23 protein-coding genes are annotated in these 25,783 nt (G+C 51.0%); 6 read left to right on the forward strand and 17 right to left on the reverse strand.

Features of this window, described 5'->3' with window-relative positions; genetic code table 11:
• Positions 1-47: 47 nt before the first annotated feature.
• The 8 genes from ACSVDI_RS10405 to ACSVDI_RS10440 all read right to left on the reverse strand — a co-directional run bounded on the left by ACSVDI_RS10405 (position 48) and on the right by ACSVDI_RS10440 (position 10,964).
• Positions 48-761, reverse strand: a complete 714-nt coding sequence (locus tag ACSVDI_RS10405; RefSeq protein WP_457942721.1) for a LiaF transmembrane domain-containing protein — start codon at positions 759-761, stop codon at positions 48-50.
• Between the two features lie 267 nt (positions 762-1,028).
• Entirely contained in the window at positions 1,029-2,927 is a 1,899-nt protein-coding gene (gene ftsH, locus ACSVDI_RS10410; RefSeq protein WP_457942723.1) for an ATP-dependent zinc metalloprotease FtsH, read from the reverse strand.
• A 27-nt stretch (positions 2,928-2,954) separates the two neighbouring features.
• Positions 2,955-3,494 (reverse strand): hypoxanthine phosphoribosyltransferase, encoded by a 540-nt coding sequence (gene hpt, locus ACSVDI_RS10415; RefSeq protein ID WP_457942725.1) that lies wholly within the window; start codon positions 3,492-3,494, stop codon positions 2,955-2,957.
• A gap of 13 nt (positions 3,495-3,507) precedes the next feature.
• The gene (tilS, locus tag ACSVDI_RS10420) at positions 3,508-4,929 is read right to left on the reverse strand and encodes a tRNA lysidine(34) synthetase TilS (RefSeq protein ID WP_457942727.1); all 1,422 of its coding nucleotides are present in this window, start codon (positions 4,927-4,929) and stop codon (positions 3,508-3,510) included.
• The gene (gene dnaB / locus ACSVDI_RS10425; RefSeq protein ID WP_457942729.1) at positions 4,922-6,286 is read right to left on the reverse strand and encodes a replicative DNA helicase; all 1,365 of its coding nucleotides are present in this window, start codon (positions 6,284-6,286) and stop codon (positions 4,922-4,924) included. The genes tilS and dnaB overlap by 8 nt, the downstream gene beginning before the upstream one ends.
• A gap of 111 nt (positions 6,287-6,397) precedes the next feature.
• The gene (gene rplI / locus ACSVDI_RS10430; protein ID WP_457942731.1) at positions 6,398-6,847 is read right to left on the reverse strand and encodes a 50S ribosomal protein L9; all 450 of its coding nucleotides are present in this window, start codon (positions 6,845-6,847) and stop codon (positions 6,398-6,400) included.
• A 45-nt stretch (positions 6,848-6,892) separates the two neighbouring features.
• The gene (locus tag ACSVDI_RS10435; protein ID WP_457942733.1) at positions 6,893-8,851 is read right to left on the reverse strand and encodes a DHH family phosphoesterase; all 1,959 of its coding nucleotides are present in this window, start codon (positions 8,849-8,851) and stop codon (positions 6,893-6,895) included.
• 64 nt (positions 8,852-8,915) lie between these two features.
• Positions 8,916-10,964 (reverse strand): ribonuclease J, encoded by a 2,049-nt coding sequence (locus tag ACSVDI_RS10440; protein ID WP_457942735.1) that lies wholly within the window; start codon positions 10,962-10,964, stop codon positions 8,916-8,918.
• A 585-nt stretch (positions 10,965-11,549) separates the two neighbouring features.
• Between ACSVDI_RS10440 and rnhA the strand changes: the two genes are divergently transcribed.
• Both rnhA and nifS read left to right on the forward strand, forming a co-directional pair.
• A complete protein-coding gene (gene rnhA, locus ACSVDI_RS10445) occupies positions 11,550-11,987 on the forward strand; it encodes a ribonuclease HI (RefSeq protein WP_457942737.1) in 438 nt (145 codons plus the stop codon).
• A gap of 10 nt (positions 11,988-11,997) precedes the next feature.
• A complete protein-coding gene (gene nifS / locus ACSVDI_RS10450; RefSeq protein ID WP_457942739.1) occupies positions 11,998-13,176 on the forward strand; it encodes a cysteine desulfurase NifS in 1,179 nt (392 codons plus the stop codon).
• A 125-nt stretch (positions 13,177-13,301) separates the two neighbouring features.
• Here the strand turns inward: nifS and ACSVDI_RS10455 are convergent, their stop codons facing one another.
• The 3 genes from ACSVDI_RS10455 to ACSVDI_RS10465 form a co-directional block, all read right to left on the reverse strand.
• A complete protein-coding gene (locus tag ACSVDI_RS10455; RefSeq protein ID WP_457942740.1) occupies positions 13,302-14,585 on the reverse strand; it encodes an O-acetylhomoserine aminocarboxypropyltransferase/cysteine synthase family protein in 1,284 nt (427 codons plus the stop codon).
• A 289-nt stretch (positions 14,586-14,874) separates the two neighbouring features.
• The gene (locus ACSVDI_RS10460) at positions 14,875-16,104 is read right to left on the reverse strand and encodes a class I SAM-dependent rRNA methyltransferase (RefSeq protein WP_457942741.1); all 1,230 of its coding nucleotides are present in this window, start codon (positions 16,102-16,104) and stop codon (positions 14,875-14,877) included.
• A 17-nt stretch (positions 16,105-16,121) separates the two neighbouring features.
• Positions 16,122-17,066, reverse strand: coding sequence for an L-lactate dehydrogenase (locus ACSVDI_RS10465; protein WP_457942742.1), 945 nt, complete (start codon positions 17,064-17,066; stop codon positions 16,122-16,124).
• Positions 17,067-17,440: 374 nt separating this feature from the next.
• Between ACSVDI_RS10465 and ACSVDI_RS10470 the strand changes: the two genes are divergently transcribed.
• Positions 17,441-17,830 (forward strand): hypothetical protein, encoded by a 390-nt coding sequence (locus ACSVDI_RS10470; RefSeq protein WP_457942743.1) that lies wholly within the window; start codon positions 17,441-17,443, stop codon positions 17,828-17,830.
• Positions 17,831-17,889: 59 nt separating this feature from the next.
• Here ACSVDI_RS10470 and amrS read toward each other — a convergent pair whose 3' ends face one another.
• Together amrS and amrA are read right to left on the reverse strand one after the other, a co-directional pair.
• Positions 17,890-18,720, reverse strand: a complete 831-nt coding sequence (amrS, locus tag ACSVDI_RS10475; protein ID WP_457942744.1) for an AmmeMemoRadiSam system radical SAM enzyme — start codon at positions 18,718-18,720, stop codon at positions 17,890-17,892.
• Positions 18,717-20,102 (reverse strand): AmmeMemoRadiSam system protein A, encoded by a 1,386-nt coding sequence (gene amrA, locus ACSVDI_RS10480; protein ID WP_457942746.1) that lies wholly within the window; start codon positions 20,100-20,102, stop codon positions 18,717-18,719. Before amrA ends, amrS begins: the two co-directional genes overlap by 4 nt.
• Positions 20,103-20,352: 250 nt before the next feature.
• Here amrA and trxA point away from each other — a divergent pair, with 250 nt between their 5' ends.
• The gene (gene trxA, locus ACSVDI_RS10485) at positions 20,353-20,724 is read left to right on the forward strand and encodes a thioredoxin (RefSeq protein WP_457945636.1); all 372 of its coding nucleotides are present in this window, start codon (positions 20,353-20,355) and stop codon (positions 20,722-20,724) included.
• Positions 20,725-20,782: 58 nt separating this feature from the next.
• Here the strand turns inward: trxA and ACSVDI_RS10490 are convergent, their stop codons facing one another.
• Positions 20,783-21,604 carry a mechanosensitive ion channel family protein gene (locus tag ACSVDI_RS10490; protein WP_457942748.1) on the reverse strand — a complete coding sequence of 274 codons (822 nt, stop codon included), beginning with the start codon at positions 21,602-21,604 and terminating at the stop codon, positions 20,783-20,785.
• 250 nt (positions 21,605-21,854) lie between these two features.
• Here ACSVDI_RS10490 and ACSVDI_RS10495 point away from each other — a divergent pair, with 250 nt between their 5' ends.
• On the forward strand, positions 21,855-22,601 hold the full coding sequence (locus ACSVDI_RS10495) for an MBL fold metallo-hydrolase (RefSeq protein ID WP_457942750.1): 747 nt from the start codon (positions 21,855-21,857) through the stop codon (positions 22,599-22,601).
• Between the two features lie 67 nt (positions 22,602-22,668).
• Here the strand turns inward: ACSVDI_RS10495 and ACSVDI_RS10500 are convergent, their stop codons facing one another.
• The gene (locus ACSVDI_RS10500) at positions 22,669-23,268 is read right to left on the reverse strand and encodes a nitroreductase family protein (protein ID WP_457942751.1); all 600 of its coding nucleotides are present in this window, start codon (positions 23,266-23,268) and stop codon (positions 22,669-22,671) included.
• 222 nt (positions 23,269-23,490) lie between these two features.
• Between ACSVDI_RS10500 and ACSVDI_RS10505 the strand changes: the two genes are divergently transcribed.
• Positions 23,491-24,174, forward strand: coding sequence for a Crp/Fnr family transcriptional regulator (locus tag ACSVDI_RS10505; protein WP_457942753.1), 684 nt, complete (start codon positions 23,491-23,493; stop codon positions 24,172-24,174).
• A 100-nt stretch (positions 24,175-24,274) separates the two neighbouring features.
• Here the strand turns inward: ACSVDI_RS10505 and ACSVDI_RS10510 are convergent, their stop codons facing one another.
• Together ACSVDI_RS10510 and ACSVDI_RS10515 are read right to left on the reverse strand one after the other, a co-directional pair.
• Positions 24,275-25,240: a TIGR01212 family radical SAM protein gene (locus ACSVDI_RS10510; RefSeq protein ID WP_457942755.1), complete on the reverse strand. Its 966-nt coding sequence runs from the start codon at positions 25,238-25,240 to the stop codon at positions 24,275-24,277.
• Positions 25,241-25,260: 20 nt separating this feature from the next.
• Positions 25,261-25,761, reverse strand: coding sequence for an HD domain-containing protein (locus tag ACSVDI_RS10515; protein WP_457942757.1), 501 nt, complete (start codon positions 25,759-25,761; stop codon positions 25,261-25,263).
• Positions 25,762-25,783: the final 22 nt, after the last annotated feature.

Here is a 25,783-nt window from a genome sequence, read left to right on the forward strand (position 1 = left end):
GAAACTTTTGACCGTGCCTGGCTCTATAAAAAGCGGTATGTATCCTGCTAATTAATGTTGACTCCCCCAAAAACGGAAGTATACCGAATGATCAGCAAGGGCAGCGAAGGATCGTTCGGGCGCACCGCTGTGCACTGGCAGCCGCCAAGGAAAGGCGCGCCGCTCACCTGAATCCGACAATTCTGAGGAGCAAAAATCGTAATTCCGCCGAATACCGAATTGGCTTCCAACACCGCTCCATTCACCGGAACCGCGTTGCGCAGGTCAATGACAGCCCCACCAAACACCGCGGAAATCGTTCCGCCGAAGAATGCAGTGGAGGTATTTGCTACCTCCACCGAGCTGAAAATTGCGCTGTAGTTCACAGTACCGCTTGTGTCGTTTGCGCCCTTCACACCTTCAAACACCGCAGCGTCGTTCGGAGCATGGCCGTTCCACGACGGATGCCAGCGACGGTTGCCCACAATCAGGCGCAAGCCAATCAGCAGTAAAATCACGACCCATATAAGGCTGTTCGCCAACTGCCAGGGAAGCCAACCCTGTGCACGCGCCAGCAGCCACGTGCCCAGAAGCACCAGAATAAGGCTGCCTGTATTATAGCCATAGCTGATCAGTCCGGCCAAACCGGGAACAATCAGGAAAACCGTCCACCATCCGCTGAAATTCTGCACATACCACAAACCGGTGGCGTTTCCAAAAACGATAACCGCTGCAACAATAAACATGATGCCGAACAAAACCCGGGTAGTATTTTTTTGCATAACAGTACCCCCTATGTACAATGATGATGGGAACAAGCCGATGGTATCAATGAAAGCCTGCTGCCACGGGAACATCCACCGAATCAAATCTCCCGTTTGGAAGTTACAGGCAGCCTGAAAATCCAATTCACTTCTGTAGAATTTCCTATTATGAAATATCTTCGTGTTTCCGGTTTGCGCCGCACACCACGGCCAAAAGCTTTGCAAAAAGGAAGAGCCTATAGACACAGCAAAAGGGGAAATGCAGATTACATTCCCCCTGTGTTTTTATTCTACTGTGGTAACGGTCACTTCTGACCCGTTCGAATCATCCGGGGCGGTGGGCCTTTCCATGATTTCACGGAACTGTTCGCCCGACATTTTTTCATTCTGATACAGGTACTTCGCAACCTCATGAAGTTTATCCATATGCTCCTTGAGAATGTCTTCCGTCTTATGGTAAGCGTTCATCATCAAGCTGCGGATTTCCTCGTCGATTGATGACGCCGTCGTTTCAGAATAATTCCGGATGTGCCCCATATCACGGCCAAGGAACGGTTCGCTGTCATCCTGACCGTACATAATCGGGCCAAGTTCATCCGTCATGCCGTATTTAGTTACCATGCTGCGCGCAATTTTGGTCGCGCGTTCAATATCGTTGGAAGCACCGGTGGAAATATCATCAAGCGTAAGCGCTTCTGCCACTCTGCCGCCCAGAAGAACATTCAGCTCTTCCAGCATTTCCTTGCGGGATTTGTAGGAACGGTCTTCCGTTGGAAGCTGCATGGTATAACCGCCCGCCATTCCGCGGGGGATGATGGAAATCTGGTGAACCGGGTCCTGAGTCGGGCAGAAATACGCAGTCACGGCATGACCGCCTTCGTGGTAAGCCGTCAACGTTTTTTCCTTTTCGGTCATTACATGACTCTTCTTTTCGGTGCCCATTACAACCTTAATGGAAGCTTCCTCAATTTCATTCATGGTAATGGCTTTCAGGTTCTTACGCGCCGCAAGAAGCGCCGCTTCGTTCAAAAGGTTTTCCAAATCGGCGCCGGTAAACCCAGCGGTCGACTTTGCGATGGTTTTCAGTTCCACATCCGGGGCAATCGGCTTGCCGCGGGCGTGAACCTTGAGGATTTCTTCGCGGCCCTTAATATCCGGATAGCCAACCATGACCTGACGATCAAAACGGCCGGGGCGCATCAGCGCCGGGTCAAGGATATCCGGACGGTTGGTGGCGGCAATCATAATAACGCCTTCGTTCGCGCCAAAGCCGTCCATTTCCACCAGCAACTGATTCAAAGTCTGTTCGCGTTCGTCATGCCCGCCGCCAAGTCCGGCGCCGCGCTGACGGCCGACCGCGTCAATTTCATCAATAAAAATAATGCAGGGGGAATTCTTCTTAGCCTGTTCGAACAGGTCGCGCACACGGGATGCACCGACGCCTACGAACATTTCCACAAAATCAGAGCCGGAAATGGAGAAGAACGGCACCCCAGCCTCGCCAGCAACCGCGCGGGCCAGCAGGGTTTTACCAGTACCGGGAGGGCCCACCAGCAGCACGCCCTTCGGAATCCGCGCGCCCAGCTCGTTGTATTTTCTCGGATTTTTCAGGAACTCCACAATTTCACGCAGTTCCTCTTTTTCTTCATCCGCGCCTGCCACATCGGCAAACGTGGTTTTGCGCTTCTCGTCGGCCATCTGCTTTACACGAGCCTTGCCGAAATTCATCTGCTTGCCCGCGTCGCCCATGCCGCTGTTGAGGCGCTTAATCATGAACCACCATACCAGCACCATGGCGATCATAATCACCAACATGGGGATCATGCTGGTCAGCCACGACGTTTCCGCCGGGCGTTTCAGGTCGAAAGTCATGGGCTTCGAGGGATTGTCCTTGTTGTACTGCTCAATGTACGGCGAAATTTCCTGATAAATCAACAAGGAATTCGGAGCAACATAAGAGATTTTCGTGTTGTCCTTCAAGGTGATGATCATATCCCCGCTTCCCATATCCAGGGAAAATCCCGTCACCTGTTGCGTTTTAAAATTGTTGACAATATCGGAATAATTATAAGTCTTCTGCGGCCGGCTGCCGTAAATCCACGCAATTAGAATAAACAGCAGAATTGGGACGCCAAGAACCAGAGCTATATTTTTAATGGTTTTCTTATTGTCCGTGGTAATCACTCCTTACCTGAGCCGAATCGGCTTGGATTATTTCGAATAAACTTCCGGCTTTAAAATACCGACAAACGGAAGATTCCGGTACTTCTCCGCGTAATCCAGACCGTACCCGACAATGAATTCGTCCGGAACAACCGTTCCAACATAATCCGCTTTAATATCGGCAGTACGCCGGTCAGGCTTATCAAACAGCGTGCAAAGCCGGATGCTCTTTGGCGAGCGGGACTGCAGCAGCTCGAGTATGTAGCTCAAGGTGAGGCCGCTGTCAAGAATATCTTCAACAACCAAAAGGTCGTAACCTTCCAAATTAATATCAAGGTCCTTTGTAATTTTTACAACGCCAGAGGTCTTAGTGCCGGAACCGTAACTGGATACGGACATAAAGTCAATGCTGCACGGGATGGTGACCGCGCGCATAAGGTCGGCCATAAACACCACAGAACCCTTTAAAACACTAATCATCAACAGATTTTTATCCTTGTAATCCTCGCTGATGCGCTTTCCCATATTCTTTACAATTCTGGAAAGCTGCTCCTCTGTGAACAAAACCGACTCAATATCATTTCTCAAAACCTAGCACTCCTTAAACAATTATAATTTCCGCTATATTCTGCGTCTTGTCTGTGATACAAAACCCCTCGCCGGCACCGAATCCCTCAAGCCATGCAATGGTTCCGCCGCTTTCCAGAATTACGGCATTAGAACGGAGCATCGGTTCCAGTCGTGCCTCGTTGAAGAGTTTTTTCAGAGTTTTGGTCACGCCCCGCCCCGCCGGGCGGAAAACGTCGCCGTTGCTTCGGTTTCTTACCGAAGTAATCTTAAATATTGTATCATAGTTAATCGCATTATTAAATAACAAATTATTAAATTTCAGCCTGTTTTCATATTCTTTTCGGGATATTGGGACCACGGAAAGCACCCGGCCGTCCGGCAGAACGGTTCTTTCCGCGCAAAACGGAACGCACCAGTGCTCCGGCATATTTCCGGCCGCACTTTGGGGCGCAATAAAAAGAGTATTACCTTGTATGGTGCATTGTATTCCGCCCGCAGCCGTAACAGAACCGGAACCCGAACGTAAAATTTCCATAACTGCCTCAATATTGCCGGAAGACTGCCTCGCGGAAGAAACGGCGGATATTGCCTGCATCACAGCACGTGCCAGCACCGGCTGGGGAAGCCTGCGAAGAAGGCTTACGCGGTAGCCGCCGTGGTACTGCGCCTTTGAAAGACTCTCGCGTGCCAGTTCACTTAAATAAAAGTCGTCTTGGCTTAAGTGACGGGTCATTCCGGCAACAGCCGATTCAAAGGAAGGGTTGATTTTCTTCAGGGCGGGAATGACAGAATGGCGGATTTTATTGCGCGCGTATTCTTCCGAATCGTTCGTACTGTCCGTCACATAGGAAAGCTGATAATAAGCGCAGTAGGCTTCCACCTCAGCGCGCGTTACAGCCAGTAGCGGCCGCACAATTTGCCCGCGCACCGGCGGAATTCCACGCAATCCATGCGTGCCCGCGCCTTTTGCCAGATTCATCAGAACCGTTTCCGCCTGATCGGAAAGGGTATGCGCCGTGGCAATGCGGTCATTTTTCCCACAGATACTCCGAAAAAATTCGTAACGCACGGCGCGGCCGCATTCCTCCAAACCCATTCCTCGTTCGCGTGCCAGCTTTGGAACATCGGCATGAAGCACTTTGCAAGGAATTTGATTTTTTTTGCACCAGTCGGATACAAACTGCTCGTCGCGGTCCGCCTCCGCCCCACGGATCCCATGGTTAATATGCGCCGCTGTGAGCGGAATATGACGTGCTTTTCCATATTGAAAAAGAAAATGAGCAAGCGCCATGGAATCCGCACCCCCGGAAAGGCCGACCACTACGCCGCAGCCTTCGGGGAGCATGTTCCACTCGGCGATTACTCGCTCAATTTTTTTCTGAATGTGTTGGATTTTTTCGGGAGAAACCGGTTCGGATTCCATCGGTGCAAAATCCCCGCTTTCTTTATTCACTCCGGACAACCTCCTGCGCAGTAAAACGCATGAATTCGCCCTGCCAGTGTAGCGGAACCGTTTTTGTTTCGCCGTGACGGTTTTTGGCGACGATACACTCACCACTGTTATGGTCGCTGTTTTCCGACGGGGTTTCGGAATCCTGATAGTACTCTTCGCGGTACAGGAACAGCACAATATCGGCATCCTGTTCAATCGAGCCGGAATCACGCAAGTCGGAAAGCACCGGCCGGTGGTTGGTACGTTTTTCACTGTCACGGGCCAGCTGGGAAAGCGCCAAAACCGGCACATTCAGTTCCTTGGCCATAATCTTCATGTTTCGGGTAATCTGGGAAATTTCCTGCACGCGGTTGTCGATTTTTTGGGATGAGGTCATCAACTGCAGGTAGTCAATGATGACCAGGTCCACATTTTTCAGCCGCCGCAGTTTCGCTTTCATCTCCGGAATGGTAATGGAAGGAGTGTCATCTAAATATATATCGGCCTTTGAAAGAATATCTCCAGCCTCAATTAGACGAACCCATTCGTCGTCGTCCAGTTTACCGGTACGCAGCTTGGTGCCGGAAACCATGGCTTCCGTGGAAAGAAGACGGGAGGTCAACTGTTCCCGGCCCATTTCCAAAGAGAAAAAAGCAACCTTTTTGCCCGCCTTCACCGCGGCGTGCCTTGCAATGTTCAGCGCAAAGCTTGTCTTTCCCATGCCGGGGCGCGCGCCGAGCAGAATAAAGTCGGTGCGGTTCAGCCCGGTAATGGTATCGTCCAGCTCTTTGATTCCGGTCGGAACTCCCTTGTAAAGGTCGGCATCCGGGGAATTGAGCAAGTCCAAACGGTCAAAGGTCTGCACAATGACTTCATCGATTCGCTGCAGCCCCTGCATATTTTTGCCGCGCCGGATATCGAAAATGCGCTGTTCTGCGGCGTCCAGCAGAGTGGAAGCGTCGGCCGCGCCAGAGGAAGCCTCCTCCAAAATATCACGCGCGGTGGTAATCAGCGTGCGAATGTCGTACTTGTCCCGCACAATGCGCGCGTAGGATTCCACATTCGAGATGGAAGGCACCAGCTGCGCCAGCTGAAGCAAATAGGTCTTTCCGTTTGCCTCGTCAAAACCTTTCGTTTCTTTCAGGTGCTCGAGTACGGTGACAAAATCGATTGGTTTCCCCACCGTAAACATATCGAGCATGACTGAATAAATAAGGCTGTTATTCGTCTGGTAAAAAAAATCGGGGCGCGGCAGGATTTCCGCCACGCGGTCCATGCAGGAAGAATCCAGCAGCACCGCACCCAGCACGGATTGCTCCGCTTCCAGGCTGAAAGGCAGGTTTAGCGCATTGTATCCGCCCGTTATACTGTCGTCCATTTTGTCACCCCCGAATTTTCAAGACCCGTTTTTTAAAAATCAAGCCGGAATGAATTATAATTTTCTGTTATAAATTTTTAGAAAACCAGGCCCGGCGCCCAAATCAGCGCGTTATTCCTTTTCCCCCACGACCGCATAAACCTTGGCGGTAATGCCATTAATAAACTTAACCTCGCACGAAAACGTTCCAAATGCCTTAATATCGCCGTCCAAAGCAATCTTGCGTTTATCAATATCCACTTTGAACTGCTTTTTCAGCTCCTCCGCAATTTCCTTTGCGGTAATGGAACCGAACAGGCGGCCGCCCTGACCCGCCTTGGCATAAAGCTTCACGCTTTTGCCGTCGATCATCGAAGCGGTTTTCTTCGCGTTGTCCAGTTCGACCTGCATCCGGTGGGCCTTGGCCTCTTCTGCGTTTTTCAGCTCATTCATGGCCTGCGCGTTTGCTTCTTTCGCGAGTTTGCGCGGAAAAAGATAGTTGCGCGCGTAACCGTCGCTGACATTGACCAGCTCGCCCTTTTTTCCGCTTCCCTTAATGTCTTGCAGCAGTATTACCTTCATATCGATCCTCCTGAATGAAATTACTTGTAAATTAATACGATAAGATTACTCAATCGCTTTCGCCATGGTGTCATGAATCACCGCAATCAGCTTCTCTTTCGCCTGATTGATGTCCACATCAGAAAGCTGCGCACCTGCCATGGTCAGATGACCGCCTCCGCCCAGCGCCTCCATAATCAGCTGAACGTTTACTTCGCCCAGCGAACGGGCAGAAATGCTGACGCAGCCGTCCCCCGGAAAAATCACAAAGGAAGCCCGAACCCCTTGTATGGACAAGAGTTCGTCCGCCGCCTGCGCGGAAGTGATGCGAACGTCTGCAAAATCGTGCTCCACACAGGCAATGGCGCAGTCGTCCATAATCTCTGCGTGGGAAACGATTTCATATTTTGCCTGATACGACTCGATCGAGTCCGAAAAAAGCCGTTTCACCTGAACGGTATCCGCACCTCGCCCGCGAAGATAAGCCGCCGCTTCAAAGGTACGCACACCGGTTTTCAGCACAAAATTTTTGGTGTCCAGCATGATGCCGGACAAAAGCGCTTCTGCCTCTTGCTGATTGAGCACGCCGTCGCCGATATACTGCACCAATTCCGCAACCATTTCCGAAGTGGAACTGGCATACGGTTCATGATAGAATACAAGCGCTTTTTCAATGTGTTTAACCATCATGCGATGATGGTCGATTACCATAACGCGCGGGACCGCGTTTAACAGTTCCGCACTTTCCACAAAGTCCGGGGAATGGGTGTCCAGCACAATCAGCATAGTTTTCGGCGAAACCAGGCTCAGCGCCTCCATTGGGGAAATAAAAATCCGGCCCTCCTCGGAGGATTCCATGGAAGAAATCAGCTGAGCTGCCATCGTCTGATGCCGGTTCACCACAATGAAAGCCGGTTTTTTCAGCGCTCTGGCAGCCGCGCTCCACATACCAATGCAAGCGCCCACACTGTCCAAATCCGAATATTTATGTCCCATAATCAGGACATTGTCGCTGCTGCGAATGTGGTCGGAAAGCGTTGCCGCAATTACGCGCGTGCGCACCTTATCTCGTTTTTCTACTCCTTTGGAAAGGCCGCCGAAGAACTCATATGTATCGTTCTTTTGTTTGACGGCCACCTGGTCACCACCGCGCCCAAGCGCCATCTCAAGCGCCTTGCGCGCCCATTCTTCTGCTTCCATTAGGGTGGAAGCGCCGCGGCCTATCCCAATGGAAACCGTAGCGCTGCGCCGCTCCCCTGCTTTGATGTTACGAACGGTGTCCAGAATCTGAAACCGTTTTTCCATGGCTTCACGGGTATGCGCTTCATCCGTCAGAATCAGATAGCGCCCCCCGCTCAGCTTTTTGAAAAAGCCGTTCATACTGCGCGCCCAGTCGATGAGCGCGGCCTCTACCTCGGAGGTAATACGGGAATCTTCGCTTCCGGTGGAATCACGGGCTAGTTCCTCCCGGTTGTCAAACGACGCAAGTGCAACCACCGGGCGGCGCTCCGTGTATTCGCGGTTAATCTCTTTATAATAGGTATCGTCCACAAAATAGACGATGCTGCCATACTCCGCCTTGGCGGCAAAAACCGTGTACTGCCTGCGGTCAACCGTAATATTGGTGCCGCTGTTCTCCATAATCTGCTGCAGGGTTTTGGGGTAGATGAACTTTAGAATGTTTTCGCCCCGGGATTCCCGCTTCGCGCTGACCGAACTTTGAAACGCCTGGTTGACCCAGATAATGTCGCCTTCGTCGCCGACCACCGCAACCGGCATGGTAAAGTTCTGGAGCGCACGGTATTCATCGCCGCTCAACACTTTCTGCGCGCTTTTTACCGCTGCGGCAACGTGCACGTGAAAATGCTCCGTTAAAAGCGCAACCACCGCGATGGCAACAACACAAACCGCCAGCTCCGCAAAAAAGACAATCCGGTTCCAGAACCAACTGATGCCGGCCATAATGAGCATGGCCCCGGTAATGATATAAAATACCGGCGAAGAAACCCATACTTTTCTTTTCAAGTTCATCACCTCTTTGCAGCTGCTTCGCGATCCTGCCTCCACCCTGCTGCCAGCGGAAGAAACATTATACTTCCATAATAATCGGAAGAATCATAGGACTGCGCTTTGTCCTGTCGTAAAGCATGCGGGAAAGCTCATCCTTCACGCGGGTTTTGAGCGTTCCCCAGTCATGAATGTTATTTTGAATACAGGTATCCAATACGTCGGACACCAGTTTTCTCGCTTCGTCGATGAGGGGCTCGGACTCCCGCACGTATACAAATCCGCGGGAAACCACGTCCGGCCCGGAAATAACCTGCCCGTCGTCCGCACTGATGGTGCAGACCACAACAATCAGGCCGTCCTCCGCAAGATGCTTACGGTCACGCAGCACAATGCTGCCGACATCGCCAACGCCGAGGCCGTCCACAAGAACCCTTCCGGCCGGCACGGGTGCGAGTTTTTTCATATAATCCTGGTTCAGTTCCAGCACGTCGCCAATATCCCCAATAAAGACATTGGAAGCGTCTTTCCCCATGGCATAGGCCAGACCGGCGTTCTTGCGCAGGTGCTTCTGCTCGCCGTGAACCGGAATATAATATTTCGGCCGGGTAATGCCCTGAATCAGCTTCAGTTCTTCCTGACAGGCATGGCCGGATACATGCACTTCGTACATGGATTCGTAAACTACTTCGCAGCCGCGCTTCATCAGTTCGTCAATTACGGTTCCAACGGTTTTTTCATTGCCCGGGATCGGTCTTGCAGAAATAATGATGAAGTCGCCGGGGCCGACCTCCACCTTGCGGTGGTCGGCAAACGCCATGCGCGTCAGCGCGCTCATCGGTTCGCCCTGGCTGCCAGTGGTAACCAGCACGACTTTTTCCTTCGGATAGCGGTTGATCATGTCAAGGTCAATCAGCACGCCCTCCGGCACATTCAAATATCCCATTTCCACGCCGATGCCCATCACGTTGATCATGCTGCGCCCGGAAAGAGCCACTTTCCGCCCGAATTTCGCGGCACAGTTGATGATTTGCTGCACACGGCTGACGTTGGAAGCAAACGTTGCAATAATAATACGGCTGTTTTCTGCGCGCTGGAACAGGCGCTCAAACGACTCGCCGACTTTGCCCTCCGTCATGGTATAGCCGGGCCGCTCGGCATTGGTAGAATCGGCAAACAGGGCGAGAACCCCTTCCTGCCCCAGCTGGGCAAAGCGGTTCAGGTCAATCATGCCTCCCTGTGTGGGGGTGCAGTCGATTTTAAAGTCACCGGTATGCACCAGTGTGCCCGCAGGGGAATGAATCGCCACGCCAACCGCATCCGGAATCGAGTGGTTCACATGGATGAACTCCACATCCATGCAGCCTAATTTTACATGTTCACCCGGATTGACGATATTCATTTTGGTTTTGTTCGCCAGTCCGTGTTCCTTCAGTTTACCCCCAACAAGACCAAGTGTCAAACGGGTGCCGTAAATTGGCAGATTGAATTTTTTCAGCAAATAAGGAATGGCTCCGATATGATCCTCGTGGCCGTGTGTAAGAACCAGTCCACGAATTTTATCCACGTTGCGCTCCACAAAAGTAAAATCGGGAAGAACAAGGTCCACGCCGGGCATGTCGTCGTCCGGGAAAGCCATACCGCAGTCTAAAATAAACATATCGTCCCCGCATTCAAACAGGGTCATGTTTTTTCCGATTTCATTCAGTCCGCCTAAAAAATATACCTTAATAGACGGCTTTGGCGCACTTTTGCGCCCGCGTCTTCCAGACTGGCGGCGCGGCTGCTTGGCATTGGAAGTCGGTGCTGCCAACGCCTCAACCGTTGAAGCAGCTGCCGAAGCTGCCTGTGATGCCGGAGCAGTCTGCTTGCCGCTGGGCTTCCGCTGCGAGCGCTTTTGCGTTCTGCGCCGCTGCTGCGGAGCCGGAGCCGTAACCGACTCTCCTCCAATTACCTGATCCGCCGGCTTTGCCGACTGGGTGCGCTTTGCTGCAGTTTCCGTTCTCTTTCCCCGGTTCTTCGGCGGCACTACTTTCTGATAAAGAGATGTGCTGGCCTCGCTGACCGCTTCTGTCCTTTGTTCCGCTGCTTCTGCGCGTTCCTCCGGCTTATTCTGATTTTTTTCCGTCACGAAATAACCTCCATTGTTAATTCAGGGTGCAGTCGAATAAGGTCCGCCGGTAAACGGTGCCAGCGAACATGGCTTTTCCCTGTTATTTTTTCGCATCTTTTTACACTGCTTCGGGCAGCTGTAAATCAATGACTTGTTAAGTATATTTAATGTCTAAAATAAACTTACAAAAGAAATCCGGACACAAATATCTTTTTTATTCTACCCTGATTCCGAAACACTGTCAAGTAATTGCATTCCGTGGTAAGACAAATATATTATGACCTCAAATCCCGCAGATTAATCGCGGTTGGAATTGTTTCATGAAATATGGTACAATAGTGAAATCGGCTGCGGTCGATTTCACTTTCGGAAAATACTGTTCGGCACACAGTTCCTCCCCGCCTTCGGCGGCGTATTTTCCCGCTCAATGTTTTCCTGTGTGAAGCTTATCGGCTGAAGCCGATTCGAATCCACTAAAGCGGATGCTTCTATTTTCTTGGATCGGAAAGTATGGATTTTCGAGAGCAGTGTTTCCATCTTTCTGCATTCAATCTATTGGATAATTAAATCATAACTATATAATAAGAGAGAGGATGGGGTACAATGAAACAGGTGGAACTGTTCACAGACGGCGCCTGTCAAGGCAACCCCGGGCCGGGCGGCTGGGGCGCGATTCTCCGTTACAACGGCCATGAAAAAGAACTCAGCGGCGGCGAACACAACACGACAAACAACCGTATGGAACTTACCGGGGTTATTGAGGCGCTCAAACAACTGAAAGAGCCCTGTGAAGTGACCCTGTGCAGTGATTCCAAATATGTCTGCGACGCGATTGAAAAAGGCTGGGCAAAAAGCTGGAAGCGGAACAACTGGCGGAAATCCGACAAAAAGCCCGCCCTGAACGCCGACCTGTGGGACGAGCTGCTTTCCCTTTTGGAATATCACCGCGTCACCATAAAATGGGTCAAAGGCCATGCGGGTCACCCGGAAAACGAACGGTGCGACCGGCTGGCCGTTGCCCAAGCGGAAAAGCACCGGTAAAGGCGGTCGCATGAATGGAGGCTATCTGGCTATTATGAACCGAATCATTTATGTGGACAATGCGGCAACCACGCCGCTTTCCAAATCTGTACTGGATGCGATGATGCCCTTTTTTACGGAACGGTACGGCAACGCTTCCAGTTTATATTCCGTCGGCCGGGAGGCTAAACGCCACCTAGAGCTTGCACGGGAATCCGCCGCGCAATGCCTTGGGGCACAGCCGAGCGAATTTTTCTTCACTTCCGGCGGAAGTGAAAGCGACAACTGGGCTATTTTGGGAACAGCGCACAGCATGGCTGCCCAAGGGAAAAAGCACATCATCACTTCCCGCTTCGAGCACCACGCGGTGCTGCACACCTGCGAGGAACTGGAAAAGGAAGGCTTTTCCGTCACCTATCTTGACGTTCATGAAGACGGCATTCTTCGGCCGAAAGAGTTGGAAGATGCCATTCGTCCGGATACCGCACTGGTTACGGTCATGTATGCCAACAACGAAATCGGTACCATCCAGCCGATTGCGGAAATCGGTAAAATCTGCAAAGAGCACGGGGTAATTTTCCACACCGATGCCGTACAGGCCGCAGGCGCACTTCCCATTGATGTGAAAGAGCAGAACATCGACCTGCTTTCACTATCCGCACATAAATTTCACGGCCCGAAAGGAGTCGGCGGACTCTACGTGCGCCGGGGATTGAATCTTTCAAACCTGATTTACGGCGGAGCGCAGGAGCGCGGCCGCCGCGCCGGAACGGAAAACGTTGCCGGAGCGGTCGGGCTGGCCGCCGCACTGAAGGAAACCCGCGACGGCATGGAAGAACGGAACGCCCGTCTTACCCAAATGCGGGACAGGCTGATTGACGGCCTGTTGAACATTGAACGCTCCCGCCTAAACGGCGACCGCAACAGGCGGCTGCCCGGGAATGTGAACCTGTGCTTCGAGGGCGTTGAGGGTGAATCTCTTTTGCTGATGCTCGACGCAAAAGGAATTTGCGCTTCCTCCGGTTCCGCGTGCACGGCCGGTTCCGTGGATCCCAGCCATGTTCTTCTGGCCCTTGGGCTCACGCGCGAAATGGCCCGCGGCTCGCTCCGCATCACACTGAGCGAACAAAATACGCAGGAGGATGTGGATGAAATTCTCGCTGTTCTTCCACCTGTTGTAGAACGGCTGCGCACCCTTTCCCCCCTATAATCGTCTGCCCATAATTTTAATTTTTGCGGTACCTCTTTTCACATAAAAGCAGCGCCCCCTTTGTTCCGGTATCATACCGGATGACAAATGGGGCGCTGTTTTATGTTGCGCTTCTTTTCATGGAATCATTCTGCCAGAGCCTGTTCCAAATCGTAAATAATATCGTCAATATGTTCGGTACCGATGGAAAGTCGGATGGTGTTCGGCTTAATGCCGGACTCCAAAAGTTCCTGTTCCGTCATCTGGGAGTGCGTGGTGCTCGCCGGATGGATGACGAGCGACTTTACATCCGCAACGTTTGCAAGCAGGGAGAAAATTTTCAAACGGTCAATAAAGGCTTTGGCCTCTTCCGCACCGCCCTTGATTTCGAAAGTAAAGATGGAACCGGCACCGTTGGGGAAATACTTCTGATACAGGTCATGATACGGACTGTCCGGCAGGGACGGATGATTGACCCGCTCTACCTTCGGATGGTTTTTTAGGAAATCCACGACCTTCAGCGCATTCTCCACATGGCGTTCCACACGGAGAGAAAGCGTTTCCAACCCCTGCAGCAGCAGGAATGCGTTGAACGGGCTGATGGTAGCGCCCGTGTCGCGGAGCAGAAGAACACGGATGCGAGTCACGTAGGCCGCGGCTCCAACATCTTTTGTAAAGCTGATTCCATGATAGCTCGGGTCAGGATCGGTCAGCCACGGGAACTTGCCGGAGGCTGCCCAGTCAAACTTGCCGGAATCCACGATGACGCCGCCCAGCGTTGTGCCGTGCCCACCAATAAATTTTGTTGCGGAATGCACCACAATATCCGCGCCGTATTCAATGGGGCGAAGAAGATACGGAGTGGCAAAGGTGCTGTCAACAATCAGCGGAATCCCGTTTTTATGGGCAATATCCGCCACCGCCTGAATATCAATCAGGCTGGCATTTGGATTTCCCAAAGTTTCAATAAAGATCGCCTTGGTGTTTGGCTGAATAGCCTTTTCAAAGCTGCCCGGCACGTCCGGATCCACAAATGTGGTGGTAATGCCGAACGCCGCAAGGGTGTGGGCAAACAGGTTGTAGGTTCCGCCGTAAATGGTGGTGGCGGAAACAATATGGTCCCCCGCGTGGGCAATATTCTGAATTGCATATGTAATCGCCGCCGCTCCGGAGGCGGTCGCCAGCGCGGCAACTCCGCCTTCCAGCGCTGCAATACGCTGTTCGAACACGTCCTCCGTCGGGTTCATCAGCCGGCCGTACACATTCCCGCTTTCTGCAAGTCCAAACCGAGCCGCAGCCTGCGCGGAATTTTTGAAAACGTAAGAAGTAGTCTGGTAAATAGGAACTGCACGCGCATCGGTTGCCGGGTCCGCATTTTCCTGCCCCGCGTGGAGCTGAATGGTTTCAAATTTATATTTTCTTTCGCTCATCGTAAATTACTCCTTCTGCATGTTGTTATAAATCAAAAGAAAAATAGGATGGATTAGCAACAGAAACCACACATTCGCTCATGCAGAAGGTAGACATCCGGGATTCCAAAAGATAGTTTTTTGTTACTCATTGTCCCACTCCTATCCTTATAATACATATCTGATTAGTAATATTTTCTTCTTGCTGATATAGTAACATGGAATTTAACCGCTGTCAAGCAGTCTTTTGAATTTTATAAAAAAGAACCTGCAGAAATCAAACTTTCTGCAGGTTCTTGGTAAATGGACTTTATACGATTTGAAAGATGTAAAACTTTAAGTAATTGGTTTCCGGTACATTCCACAAAATGGGATGATCCGGGGATTGCTGGCGTGCTTCCACCTGGCGGAGCATAACCTGCGCATCGAACGCAGCGCTGCGCAGCATGGAGCAAAAGAGCTCCTCTGTCATGAAATGTGAGCAGGAGCATGTTGCAAGATAACCACCCCGCGGTAAAAGCTTCATGGCGCGCAGGTTAATCTCTTTGTAACCGCGCATGGCGCTTTCGACCGTGCTGCGCGACTTGGTAAATGCTGGCGGATCAAGAATGATCATATCGTAAGGATTCTTTGCGCCGCCGGGCATTCCCGCCAACAGGTCAAACACATTGGCAGTTTCAAAGGTCATCTTGTCCTGCAGGTTATTGCGCCGTGCATTTTCCTCCGCCATGGCAATCGCATCCGCGGAAATATCCACCGAGTGCACCCGTTCCGCACCGCCTTTCGCGGCATTCAGCCCAAACGAGCCGGTATGGGTAAAACAATCCAGCACACGCTTGCCCGCGCTGATTTTGGCAACCGCCTTCCGGTTGTATTTCTGGTCCAGGAAGAACCCGGTTTTCTGTCCATTTTCAAAATCTACCAGATATTCAATGCCGTTTTCCACAATGGTTGTTTTCGTGGAATCCGGCATCGGCATCCCCTCAAGCGGGAAAAAGCCCTTATTCTGCTCCATGCCCTCCAGACCGCGGATAGCAACATCGTTGCGTTCGTACACTCCGTCAATCTTTTGGCCGTCCTCCCGGAGGATTTTGCACAGAAGTGAAAACAGCATCGGTTTTATTCTTTCGATTCCGAGCGAAAGCGTCTGCGCGACCAAAATATTATTAAAGCGGTCCACTGTAAGGCCGGGAAAATGATCGGATTCTCCGAATATTATCCGGCAGCAGGAACTGTCTTCGCCCATAACCGTTTTGCGGTATTCCCAAGCGTAGCGCAGGCGGCGTTCAAAAAACGCTTCGTCAAACGTATCGTTTGCGTTGCGGGAAAGCAGCCGGATGCGAATTTTGGAATGGTCGTTGATAAACCCTGTGCCAAGATATTTCCCACGCGGATTGAGCACATCCACCAGGTCACCGTTGTGGTAATCGCCTTCCACCTTTTCGATTTCCGTGTTATAAATCCACGGGTGCCCCGTATGAATGCTGTTTTCCGCTTTGCGGGTTACACTGATTTTCGGATATCCTCTGTTTTGTTTCATTCAAATAGTTCCTCACATCATAATTTTTCGCTGAATTTCCGGATGACCGCAACCGACTGTTTAAAACGCGCCAGTTCTTCCGGAGTCATGCGCACTTCCACCACTTCTTTGACGCCGCTGCGGTTTAGAATTGCGGGCACCCCGGCAAAAACGCCTTTTTCCCCATATTCTCCGTCCAGAAGCGTGGAAACCGGAATCACCTTATTTTCATTCTGGAGCACCGCCTTGATAATGCCGACCGCCGTGGTGGCAATGCCATAGCTGGTGTTGCCCTTGCGTTGCAGAATTTCCCACCCGGCCGCCGCTGTTTCGTGCACCATGGCGTCCAGGTCGATTCCAGCCAGCCGCTGACGGTTATCCTCAATAATATTGAAAAAGTCCTTTCCGCCAATAGTCACACGGCTCCACGGCACCATCTGGGAATCGCCATGCTCCCCCATGACCGTGCAGTGAACGCTGCGCGGGTCCACGCCGACTTTGTTTGCAATCAAACATTTCAGGCGGGCCGTGTCCAGTGCCGTTCCTGTACCGATAACCTGGTTTTTCGGCAGGCCCGAAAGCTTCCAAATATAGTAGGAAATCACGTCGACCGGATTGGAGATCACAATAAAAATCCCGTCAAATCCGGTTTTCATAATCGGCTCCACCATATTCTTTACAATCTTCGCGCTTGCCTCCAGCATATCCAGGCGGTTTTGCCCCTGAACGTAGGGAGCGGAGGCGGTAATCACAACAATATCCGCGTTGGCGCAGTCCTCGTAGGAACCCGCGCGCACCTCCACATTCCGGTTCAGGTATTCTATGCCGTGGCGTAAATCCATCGCCTCGCCGACCGCTTTTTCCTGGCGGATATCGGTTAACACCACCTCGTCACAGACGCCCTGCGTAACCAAGCTGAACGCGGTAGAGGACCCAACCGCGCCCGCACCGACAATAACCACTCTGCTTTTATTAATCAACATTTCCGTAGCCTTCTTTCCCGTATTCCGTTACCCGGAACAATTTATGATGTTTCTAAAAAAATTAATCGAAGAAAAAATCAGCCAAATCTGACTCCGTTCATCACCCAATTCATGAAATTGCGCCACCGCAGGCGGGAAGGCGCTGCGCGCCGCACAGCAATTTCCCAATGAGAAATCAGCAAAGCTGATTTCTCTATTATATCAATGCAGATTTCACCTTTCAAGCGGTATGGAAAACTCCCGAAGAAAAGAAAGCCGAAGAACGTTTACAGTTTTGTAGTAAACGCTTACAGTTCTGTTGCTTTTGTTGATTTAACCCCCGCTTCCGGATAAGATAAGATTGAGGAAATGATAAGGATACAGGAGGCTTTGAAATGAAAAAAAGAGTAATTTCAGCAGTACTGGCACTGGCAGCAGTCTTTACCATGTTGGCCGGATGCAAAACCGTTTCAACGGTGCATAACGCTGCGGCTCCTGTTGAGCCGGCAGCGGTACAGACCGTGGCGGAAACAACCATAAATGTCAGCGAAGAAGAAGCGCTGAATGCCGTTCGCCAGACCATTCGTGTGGATTACAGCAAACACCCGGTTTGTTTGGTCAACAGCGCATTAAAATACAAGAATGAGGAATATTATCAATTTCAGATTTCATCTTTGCAGCCATATCTGATTGTCAGCAAGGAAAACGGTGCTGTTTACTGCTATTATGACGACCAGACCGTGACGGAAGTTTACCAGGATAAAACATTCGGTTCCAAATGCTAAAAAGCGTGAATTTTTAATTCTTTCCGCCCCGCACAGGCCCTTGCCTGCGCGGGGTTCTTTTATAGATTTCCTTCGTAAACATAGTGCAGTGATTCCCGCGCAACGGCCGCCAGCCTAAAGATGGTGTCCGGCGGGGTTGGCGGCCGGTCGGTCATGTGGAACATTGGGAAAAAGCGCGTAATATGAAGCGGAATTTCCGGGTCAATGGAAGCAAGCCAGCGGGAAAGGGTGCGCATTTCTTCTGTGGAATCGTTCTTCTCCGGAATCACCAGCGTGGTAACCTCCACATGACACTGCTTTGCCGCCAGTCGGATGGTGCGCTTTACCTCTTCCAAATCGCCGCAAAGTTCTCGGTAAAAAGCCTGTGTAAATCCTTTCAGGTCGATATTCGCAGCGTCCAGGTAAGGCAGCAGGCGGAGCAGCGGCTCTTCATTAATATAGCCGTTAGTAACCAGAATATTGTTCAGCCCGTTTTCCTGGCACAGTTTCGCACAATCCAGAACAAATTCATAGGATACCGTGGGCTCATTATACGTGTATGCAAGCCCGATGTTGCCGCACGGCACAAGCTCCAGCGCCCGGCCAACCAGTAGTTCCGGCGTAACTTCAACCGTATCTGCCGTGTCGCTGCTCGCCATGGAAATGCTGCAGTTCTGGCAAAACGGACAGCGAAAGCTGCAGCCGTAGCTTCCCACGGACAAAACCTTGCTGCCGGGGCAGAACCGGCGCAGCGGTTTTTTCTCAATGGGGTCAAGCGCAATGGAAGTCAGCTGCCCGTAGCTTTCGCATACGATGGTTCCGTTTTGGTTGCGTCGTGCACCGCAAAACCCGGTTTTCCCTTCCGCAATTCTGCAGCGATGCGGGCAAATTTCACAGACCGCTTCCTTCATTTGTGGCGCACCACCTCAAAGCGCTGCAAGGAATACGATTCCCCTTTCGGAATTCCCGCCTTCTGACGGGCAATTTCAATCTGCTGCTCCGGGGTATCCACGCCGCTTAAATTCGGCAAAAGCAGCCCACAGCGGGCACCGCTTGTCACAATCACACCATACCGTTTCGCATCCAGCTCTTTTGCAGAGGCTACCGGTTCCGCTTCGCCCAGCACATCCACGCTGTAAACCAAATCTTCCAGTTCGTCTTTCGTAACCGGTTCAAAACGTGGGTCACGCACTCCCGCGCTGACCGCATTATGAATAATCTCATCCGCAATGCAATCTTGTGTGGCTTCAATTGTGCCAATACACCCGCGCAGTTTGCCATCCTTTTTCAAGGAAACAAACACGCCGGCTTTTCTTGCAGTCAGCTCGTCCGAAAGACCGGCGGGGCGGTGCAGTGGCCGGCCCTCTTTCACATACGTTTCCAGCGACAGGCGGGCCAGGCGGACATATTCGTCTTCCCCTTCCCTGAGCCGCGCCAGCTTTTCCCGCCGCTGTGCTTCGTACTGTTCGCCGAAACACCTGCTCGAATCAGGCCCCTGCGGGTAAACCGCACAGACGGCATAACCTACCCCGAACGGGCCTTCATAAGACAGCAGTTCCGACTTTACCGCCTGGCCGTCCATGGCACCGGCCATAATCTGAAAAGAGCGAAGCCCGCATTCGCCGGCCGCTTCACAGAATTCGCCGTCGAAATTCAAGAATTGCAGGAAATTGCCCGTTTTCATTAAACCGACAATCATCCGGTCAAATTCGGGGCCTTCCTGAGCATATCCATACGGACCCTCCGGTTTGAGCTTATGTGACAAATCTCCACTGGCAATCAGAACCACTCTTCGGTGCAATTGGTTTACCGCCTGCGCAATACATTTTCCAAACGCGTAATGCACACCTGGGTTCAAGCCGGAAATGGAGCAACGCACCAACCGGTAATCGGAGTAAAAGCGGTTTACAAACGACAGTGGAACCATCGTGCCGTGATCCAACTCCGGATTCTGCTCTCCATAGGTTCCTGCGGGAATTCCTGCCCGGCCCGCGCACGCGGTCAGTGTGCGGACGAATTCCGAATCATAGCGAACCCTCATACTGCTCTGCGGTGCTCCAAAAGCGCCAAAATCGCCGTGGGCAGAACTGCCCGGCGAAATATGAAGATAGTCCGCATAGGCAACCGAGTGGGGGCTGACAACCACAATGGTCTCCGGACGAAGCTCCGCAATCCTCCTTGCGGCTTCCTCGTAAGCATCAATGGTTTTCTGGATTTTTTTCTCTTCTCCCTTACCGACCTCCGGAATAATCAGCGGCGGATGCGGCATGATAAATGCGGCTAAAATTCCCATTTTCTCACCTTCTGAAAAAACTGTTGAAAAATTAAATAGAATGCGATATAATAGTACAAAATCAGTTAAAGACTCTGATTTGTCAAATGCAACTAGAGTCAGGATTCCGGCACCATACACGAGCCGAAAAGCCCTTGCCCCGGGTTCACCTCACCGCTTTGAGCCAATCATCACGGACTTGAAGTACCATAGTGATTTTGTCACATACTATTGAAAAATATGTGATATAATACAATTAAATGCAGGGGCAATTTTCGTCGTTCGGAAACGCCTTAATAAATCAGTTTGGAAAAGAGGATATGTAATGTCAGTAGTAATGATTACACAAGATAACTTTAAATCTGAAGTGTTAGATTCTGAAAAGCCCGTTTTGGTCGATTTTTGGGCTTCCTGGTGCGGCCCGTGCCGCATGGTTTCCCCCATTGTGGACGAAATTGCAGAGGAATCGGACGGCAGCTTTAAAGTCGGTAAAATTAATGTAGATGAGCAGCCGGACCTTGCCGCGCAGTTCAACGTTATGAGCATTCCAACCCTGATGGTATTTAAAAACGGCACCGTCGCGGATTCCACTGTGGGCGTGCGCAGCAAGCAGGATATTCTTTCGATGATACAACAGGCTTAACAGAAAATGGGTATCCGTTAAAGTTCCGCCCCCGGCGGAACTTTTTTATTTGCAGATTCTACTCTTCCCGGTCCATATGAATATCCAACCGGCGGAACGGCAACTCAATCCCCTCTTCTTGAAAAGCCGCTTTCACACGCTCCTGTAAGTCGGAGTATAGCGTCCAGTAATCCTCCGTTCGGCACCAGACCTTCAAACTCACCACAATTCCGTCCTCTTTATATTCCCCAACCAGTACCTGCGGGGCGGGCTCATTCAAAACCATGCCGTGTTCTTCCGAAAGCTGCAGAAGAGTCTGCTTCACCTTAGAAAGATTGTCCCCGTACCCTACCTGATAGTTCAGGTCCAGCCGGCGGGTAGCCCGCGCAGAATAGTTGGTGATGACGCTGTCCGTTATTTTGGAATTCGGGATGACAATCTCTTTATTGTCAAACGTACGCAGAACAGTAAACATAATTTCAATGCGCTCCACCGTACCCTCCACATTTTGCAGGGCAATGTAGTCGCCCCCACGGAACGGCTTGGTAAAAATAATCTGTGCGCCGCCCGCAATATTGGCCATGTTGTCTTTCAGCGCCAGACCAATCGCCACGCCCGCGGTAGTCAACGCGGCAATCAGCGAAGTAACATTCAGTCCCAGCTGCTGTGCGGCCATAATCACCACAATAATTTTGAAAACCACCCTTAAAAGGGAACAAATAAAGCTGACAATGCCGGAATCAGCTCCCCCACGGGACATCCCCTTGCAAATCAGCTTGGTAAGTACATTGGAAAGCCACCAGCCAAGGCCTAAAATGAGCAAAGCTCCTAAAAACTGCGGCAGCACCCCCTGCAGCCAGTGCAGAAAATTCTCGATTGTTTTTTCAAAGTGAACGCCCATAGAAGTCCTCCCTATTTCTTTGCATACTGCCGTTGATTCTCAGCCGGATTCTTGACATCCTGCGCTGCGGGTGTAAGATTAAAACAAGGCAAAACCGGCGGCAGCCCGCTCAAACCCGCATAAGGATTGAACTTGCTGACCTGCGGTCGGATTGCGTATTCTGCATTCCATTATACCACAAAAACAGCGCTTTCCGAATTGCAGCCGGCTATAAAAAAACAGGTCTGATTCCGAACTGGAGTGAAACAAAATGAACGCGGAAATCTATTATTTATATCACAGCGGCTTTGCGCTGAAAACGGAAAATCACTTTTTAATTTTTGACTATTATCTGGACATCCCCAGAGGATGCGGGCTGAACAAGGGCGTAATTGACCCGCAGGAAATCAAAGACCATAACGTGGTCGTTTTTGTTTCCCACCGGCATCCCGATCACTATAATCCCAGAATTTTCAGCTGGCGAAAGACGATACCTAATATCCGCTATATTCTCGCCGATGATATTCGTACCAAAGAGGACGTGCTCACCGTTCACGCCGGTATGACCTACGACCTTGGTGACCTGAAATTCCGGGTGCTGGATTCCACCGACTCGGGCGCCGCCTTTCTGATATACGCGGACGGATTATGCATCTACCACGCCGGGGACCTGAACCTTTGGCATTGGAACGGCGAACCGGAGGCGGAGAATACGGCCATGAGGCGGCGTTACCGGGAACAAATCGACTCGATGAAAGGAGAAAAAATTGACATTGCTTTTGTTCCGGTGGACCCCCGTCTGGAAGAGCATTACCTGCTTGGTCTGGATTACCTAATGAAAACCGTTCCCGTTAAACTGGCGGTGCCGATGCATTTTGGAAATGACCTCTCAATCTTTGACGAAATCCGGCGCGACCCCCGGGCCGAACCGTACCGAAACCGTATTGCGTTCTTTTCCTGGCGCGGCGAACGGATCCTTGCTCCAGAAGAAGACCCGGCCAATGAAAAATTCAGTTAAATTCAGAAAACGGGTACCCCCAGGGCACCCGTTTTTTTCGTATTCCGAACCAACCGTTTCAGCAGAATCAATGGAATTGCAGCATCCGCTGCTCCACCGGAAGCGTTTCCTTCGCATCCGGCTCTGCGGTCGGCTTGCCAAACGGCATTTGTGCAATCAGTTTCCAGCTTTGCGGAAGATTCCAGGTCTTTTTCACTTCCTCATCAATCAGCGGATTATAGTGCTGCAGCGTGGCGCCCAGGCCCTCCTGCTCTAAAGAAGTCCACACGGCAAACTGAAGCATTCCGTTTGACTGTTGCGCCCAAACTGGGAAGTTTTCCCGGTACAACGGGAACTGCTGCATCAGCCCTTCGGTCACCGTGGTATCATCAAAATACAGAATAGTTCCATAACCGGCCGCGAACGAACGGATTTTTTCCTCCGTTTGGGGAAAATCTTTCGGCGGTACGATTTTGCGCAGGGTTTCCATGGTGATATTCCAAAGCTTTTGATGTGCTTCCCCGAACAGAATGGCCACACGTGCACTTTGACTGTTAAAGGCGGAAGGAACATGTTTAATTGCCTGCCCGACTACCTCGGCAATCCGCTCCTCCCCGACCGGGGATTCACCGCTGATTGCATAAATGGATCTTCTATCTTTTATTGCATCATAAAAAGATTTTTGCATAAAATCAACTCCTTTTTTCGTAATTAAAATTATTATTATAATTATTATAATGAATCCCCGATAGATTACAAGTATCCATAGCTACAATTTAATTGTATCAAATTATATTTTTTATCTTTGTATTGTTTTCTGATTCAGAAAGAACAACAATTTCCTTTTTTCAGGATTCAGAGTATAATAAATATTATGCCTAGATAGGATAAATTTTAGGAGGGAATGGATTTGAGTTTGACGGATGAAACGACCGCATTTGTCCAATCAGCGCTTCCGTTCTGGGAAAAACTGACGCCGGAACAGCAGAAGTGGATTCTGGCGAACTCGCTTCCTAAAAAATATTACCGTGGGGAAAGCATGCACCGCGGTTCCCAGCAATGCGCCGGTCTTCTTCTGGTGAAGCACGGGCAGCTGCGTGTGTATATCATTTCCGATTCCGGCAAAGAAATTACGCTGTACCGTCTTTTTGACAACGATATTTGTATTTTTTCCGCTTCGTGTATGATGAAAAACATCCGTTTCGAAGTCTATGTAGAAACGGAGCAGGAATCTGAAGTGGTTGTTATTCCCACGCCGGTTTATCAAAAACTGAACGAGACCTCAATTGCCGTTTCCGAATATACGAACCAGCTGATGGCGTCCCGCTTTTCCGACGTAATGTGGGTGCTGGAGCAGGTGCTGTTCAGCAGCTTTGACAAACGGCTGGCCTCTTTTCTTCTGGAACAATCCGCCATTGACGGTACCGACCGGCTGAGCATTACCCACGAAACTGTGGCGAATCACCTTGGCTCTGCGCGCGAGGTTGTGACCCGCATGCTGAAATATTTTCAGTCGGAGGGGATGGTCACCCTGTCACGCGGGGAAATCACCTTGACCGACCGGAAAAAGTTAGAGCGTCTGGCACTAACTTAGGCGCTGCCCGTACAAAAACAGCCTGTGCGCCGCTTTTGAAAGCGCACAGGCTGTTTCTTTTAGGTAACCACTAATTCTGTCGTAAGAAATCAGCGGTTCCTTAGTCTTTTGCAGTATAATATTTTCCCTGCCAGGTGTCCCGCCGTGCCAGAGTCTGATCAATAGAACCCAGCACAGATATTTTATCCACACACCAGCGCGGGGCAATCAGGCGGTCATGCGCGCCGTCCCCGGTAATCCGCTCAATCACCGTTTCCGGCGGAAGAAGTTCCAGCTGACGGCAGACCGTATCCAAATAATCTTCCCGGGTCATTGGAACCACCAGCCCGTTTTCATACTCACGGGCCAGAGCCGTTCCACGCATAATCTGAAGAAGATGGATTTTCAGCGCATCCACTTTCAACCCGGCAAGCGCTCGGGCTGTTTCCGTCATCATGGCGGTGTCTTCCCCGGGCAGGCCGTTGATGATGTGGACGCATACCCGGAGTCCATGGGACTTCAGCAGCTCATATCCGTTTAAAAATTCCTGCCAGGTATGCCCCCGGTGAATCCGGCGAGCGGTATCATCGTGCATACTTTGTAACCCAAGCTCGACCGTCAGGTAAGTATTTTTCGCCAGGACTTCCAAATACCGCACGGTTTCCGGCTCCAATGCGTCGGCGCGGGTCGCGATGCTAATACCGCAGACACCCTCCTGTAAAAGGGCGGTCTCGTACACCGCTTTCAGTTTTTCCAGCGGCGCATACGTATTGGTATGAGGCTGAAAATAAGCGATTACCTCCGCGTTGCTCCATTTTTTCCGGACGCGCGCCAGTTCCATACGAATCTGTTCTTCTACACTGAGAAACGGGTGGGTGAATTCCCCGCTTCCGCCCATGCAGAACGTGCACCCGCCCGTCCCTTTCGTGCCGTCCAGATTCGGGCATGTAAAGCCCGCATCAATGACTGCTTTGAAGACGCGCCTGCCAAAGCGTTGTTTCAGCGCATAGCTCAGCGTATGGTAGCGCTTGTTGTCGTTTGCATAGGGAAACGGATTCTTCTTCGTTTGCAGGACCATCCTTTCCATACCGGGAGCCATCGCCCTCTTCACGGGTTTTCAAGGTACATAGCAGTAAGGTATTCTTTTCCCAACGCGGTTTTAAAATACTTGTCCATTACCGTACGCGCCTGTTCTTGGCCAAGTTCCTCTTCATACAAGTTGACCAGGAAATCTGCTTCGATTAAAATCTGATAGTCAATCCCGTCAATATCGGTATATGTATGGTGATGCCCAATTAAAAAGCAGACACGCTTGGTGATTTCGCTGGGAATCCCCGCTTCCAGCAGCATTCTGCCGGCAACCTGCGGGCCTTCCAGTTCCTGATATTTTCCAGCGGAGGAACCATACTTTTCCTCACTGCTACGAATGCCGATGTCATGCAGAATAGCCGCAAGCTCCAGAATTTCCATCTGCTTTTCATCCAAGTGTTCCCGTTGCCCAATGGAAACCGCAAAGGAATGGACTTTCAGGGCATGGTGAATGCGTTTCGGATCCCCATGGTTATACCGGATCATGGAACGAATCATGGTATTGACGGATTCTTTCATTTTCATATCCTCCTGTATTCCG

The organism is Caproiciproducens sp. LBM24188 (assembly GCF_054130445.1).

Bases quoted from the DNA above. Each gene is read 5' to 3' on its own strand.
- ACSVDI_RS10405 (WP_457942721.1), bottom strand. From the start codon at position 761: ATGCAAAAAAATACTACCCGGGTTTTGTTCGGCATCATGTTTATTGTT.
- dnaB (WP_457942729.1), bottom strand. From the start codon at position 6,286: ATGGACGACAGTATAACGGGCGGATACAATGCGCTAAACCTGCCTTTC.
- rplI (WP_457942731.1), bottom strand. From the start codon at position 6,847: ATGAAGGTAATACTGCTGCAAGACATTAAGGGAAGCGGAAAAAAGGGC.
- rnhA (WP_457942737.1), top strand. From the start codon at position 11,550: ATGAAACAGGTGGAACTGTTCACAGACGGCGCCTGTCAAGGCAACCCC.
- nifS (WP_457942739.1), top strand. From the start codon at position 11,998: ATGAATGGAGGCTATCTGGCTATTATGAACCGAATCATTTATGTGGAC.
- ACSVDI_RS10455 (WP_457942740.1), bottom strand. From the start codon at position 14,585: ATGAGCGAAAGAAAATATAAATTTGAAACCATTCAGCTCCACGCGGGG.
- ACSVDI_RS10460 (WP_457942741.1), bottom strand. From the start codon at position 16,104: ATGAAACAAAACAGAGGATATCCGAAAATCAGTGTAACCCGCAAAGCG.
- ACSVDI_RS10465 (WP_457942742.1), bottom strand. From the start codon at position 17,066: ATGTTGATTAATAAAAGCAGAGTGGTTATTGTCGGTGCGGGCGCGGTT.
- ACSVDI_RS10470 (WP_457942743.1), top strand. From the start codon at position 17,441: ATGAAAAAAAGAGTAATTTCAGCAGTACTGGCACTGGCAGCAGTCTTT.
- amrS (WP_457942744.1), bottom strand. From the start codon at position 18,720: ATGAAGGAAGCGGTCTGTGAAATTTGCCCGCATCGCTGCAGAATTGCG.
- amrA (WP_457942746.1), bottom strand. From the start codon at position 20,102: ATGGGAATTTTAGCCGCATTTATCATGCCGCATCCGCCGCTGATTATT.
- ACSVDI_RS10490 (WP_457942748.1), bottom strand. From the start codon at position 21,604: ATGGGCGTTCACTTTGAAAAAACAATCGAGAATTTTCTGCACTGGCTG.
- ACSVDI_RS10495 (WP_457942750.1), top strand. From the start codon at position 21,855: ATGAACGCGGAAATCTATTATTTATATCACAGCGGCTTTGCGCTGAAA.
- ACSVDI_RS10500 (WP_457942751.1), bottom strand. From the start codon at position 23,268: ATGCAAAAATCTTTTTATGATGCAATAAAAGATAGAAGATCCATTTAT.
- ACSVDI_RS10510 (WP_457942755.1), bottom strand. From the start codon at position 25,240: ATGGAAAGGATGGTCCTGCAAACGAAGAAGAATCCGTTTCCCTATGCA.
- ACSVDI_RS10515 (WP_457942757.1), bottom strand. From the start codon at position 25,761: ATGAAAGAATCCGTCAATACCATGATTCGTTCCATGATCCGGTATAAC.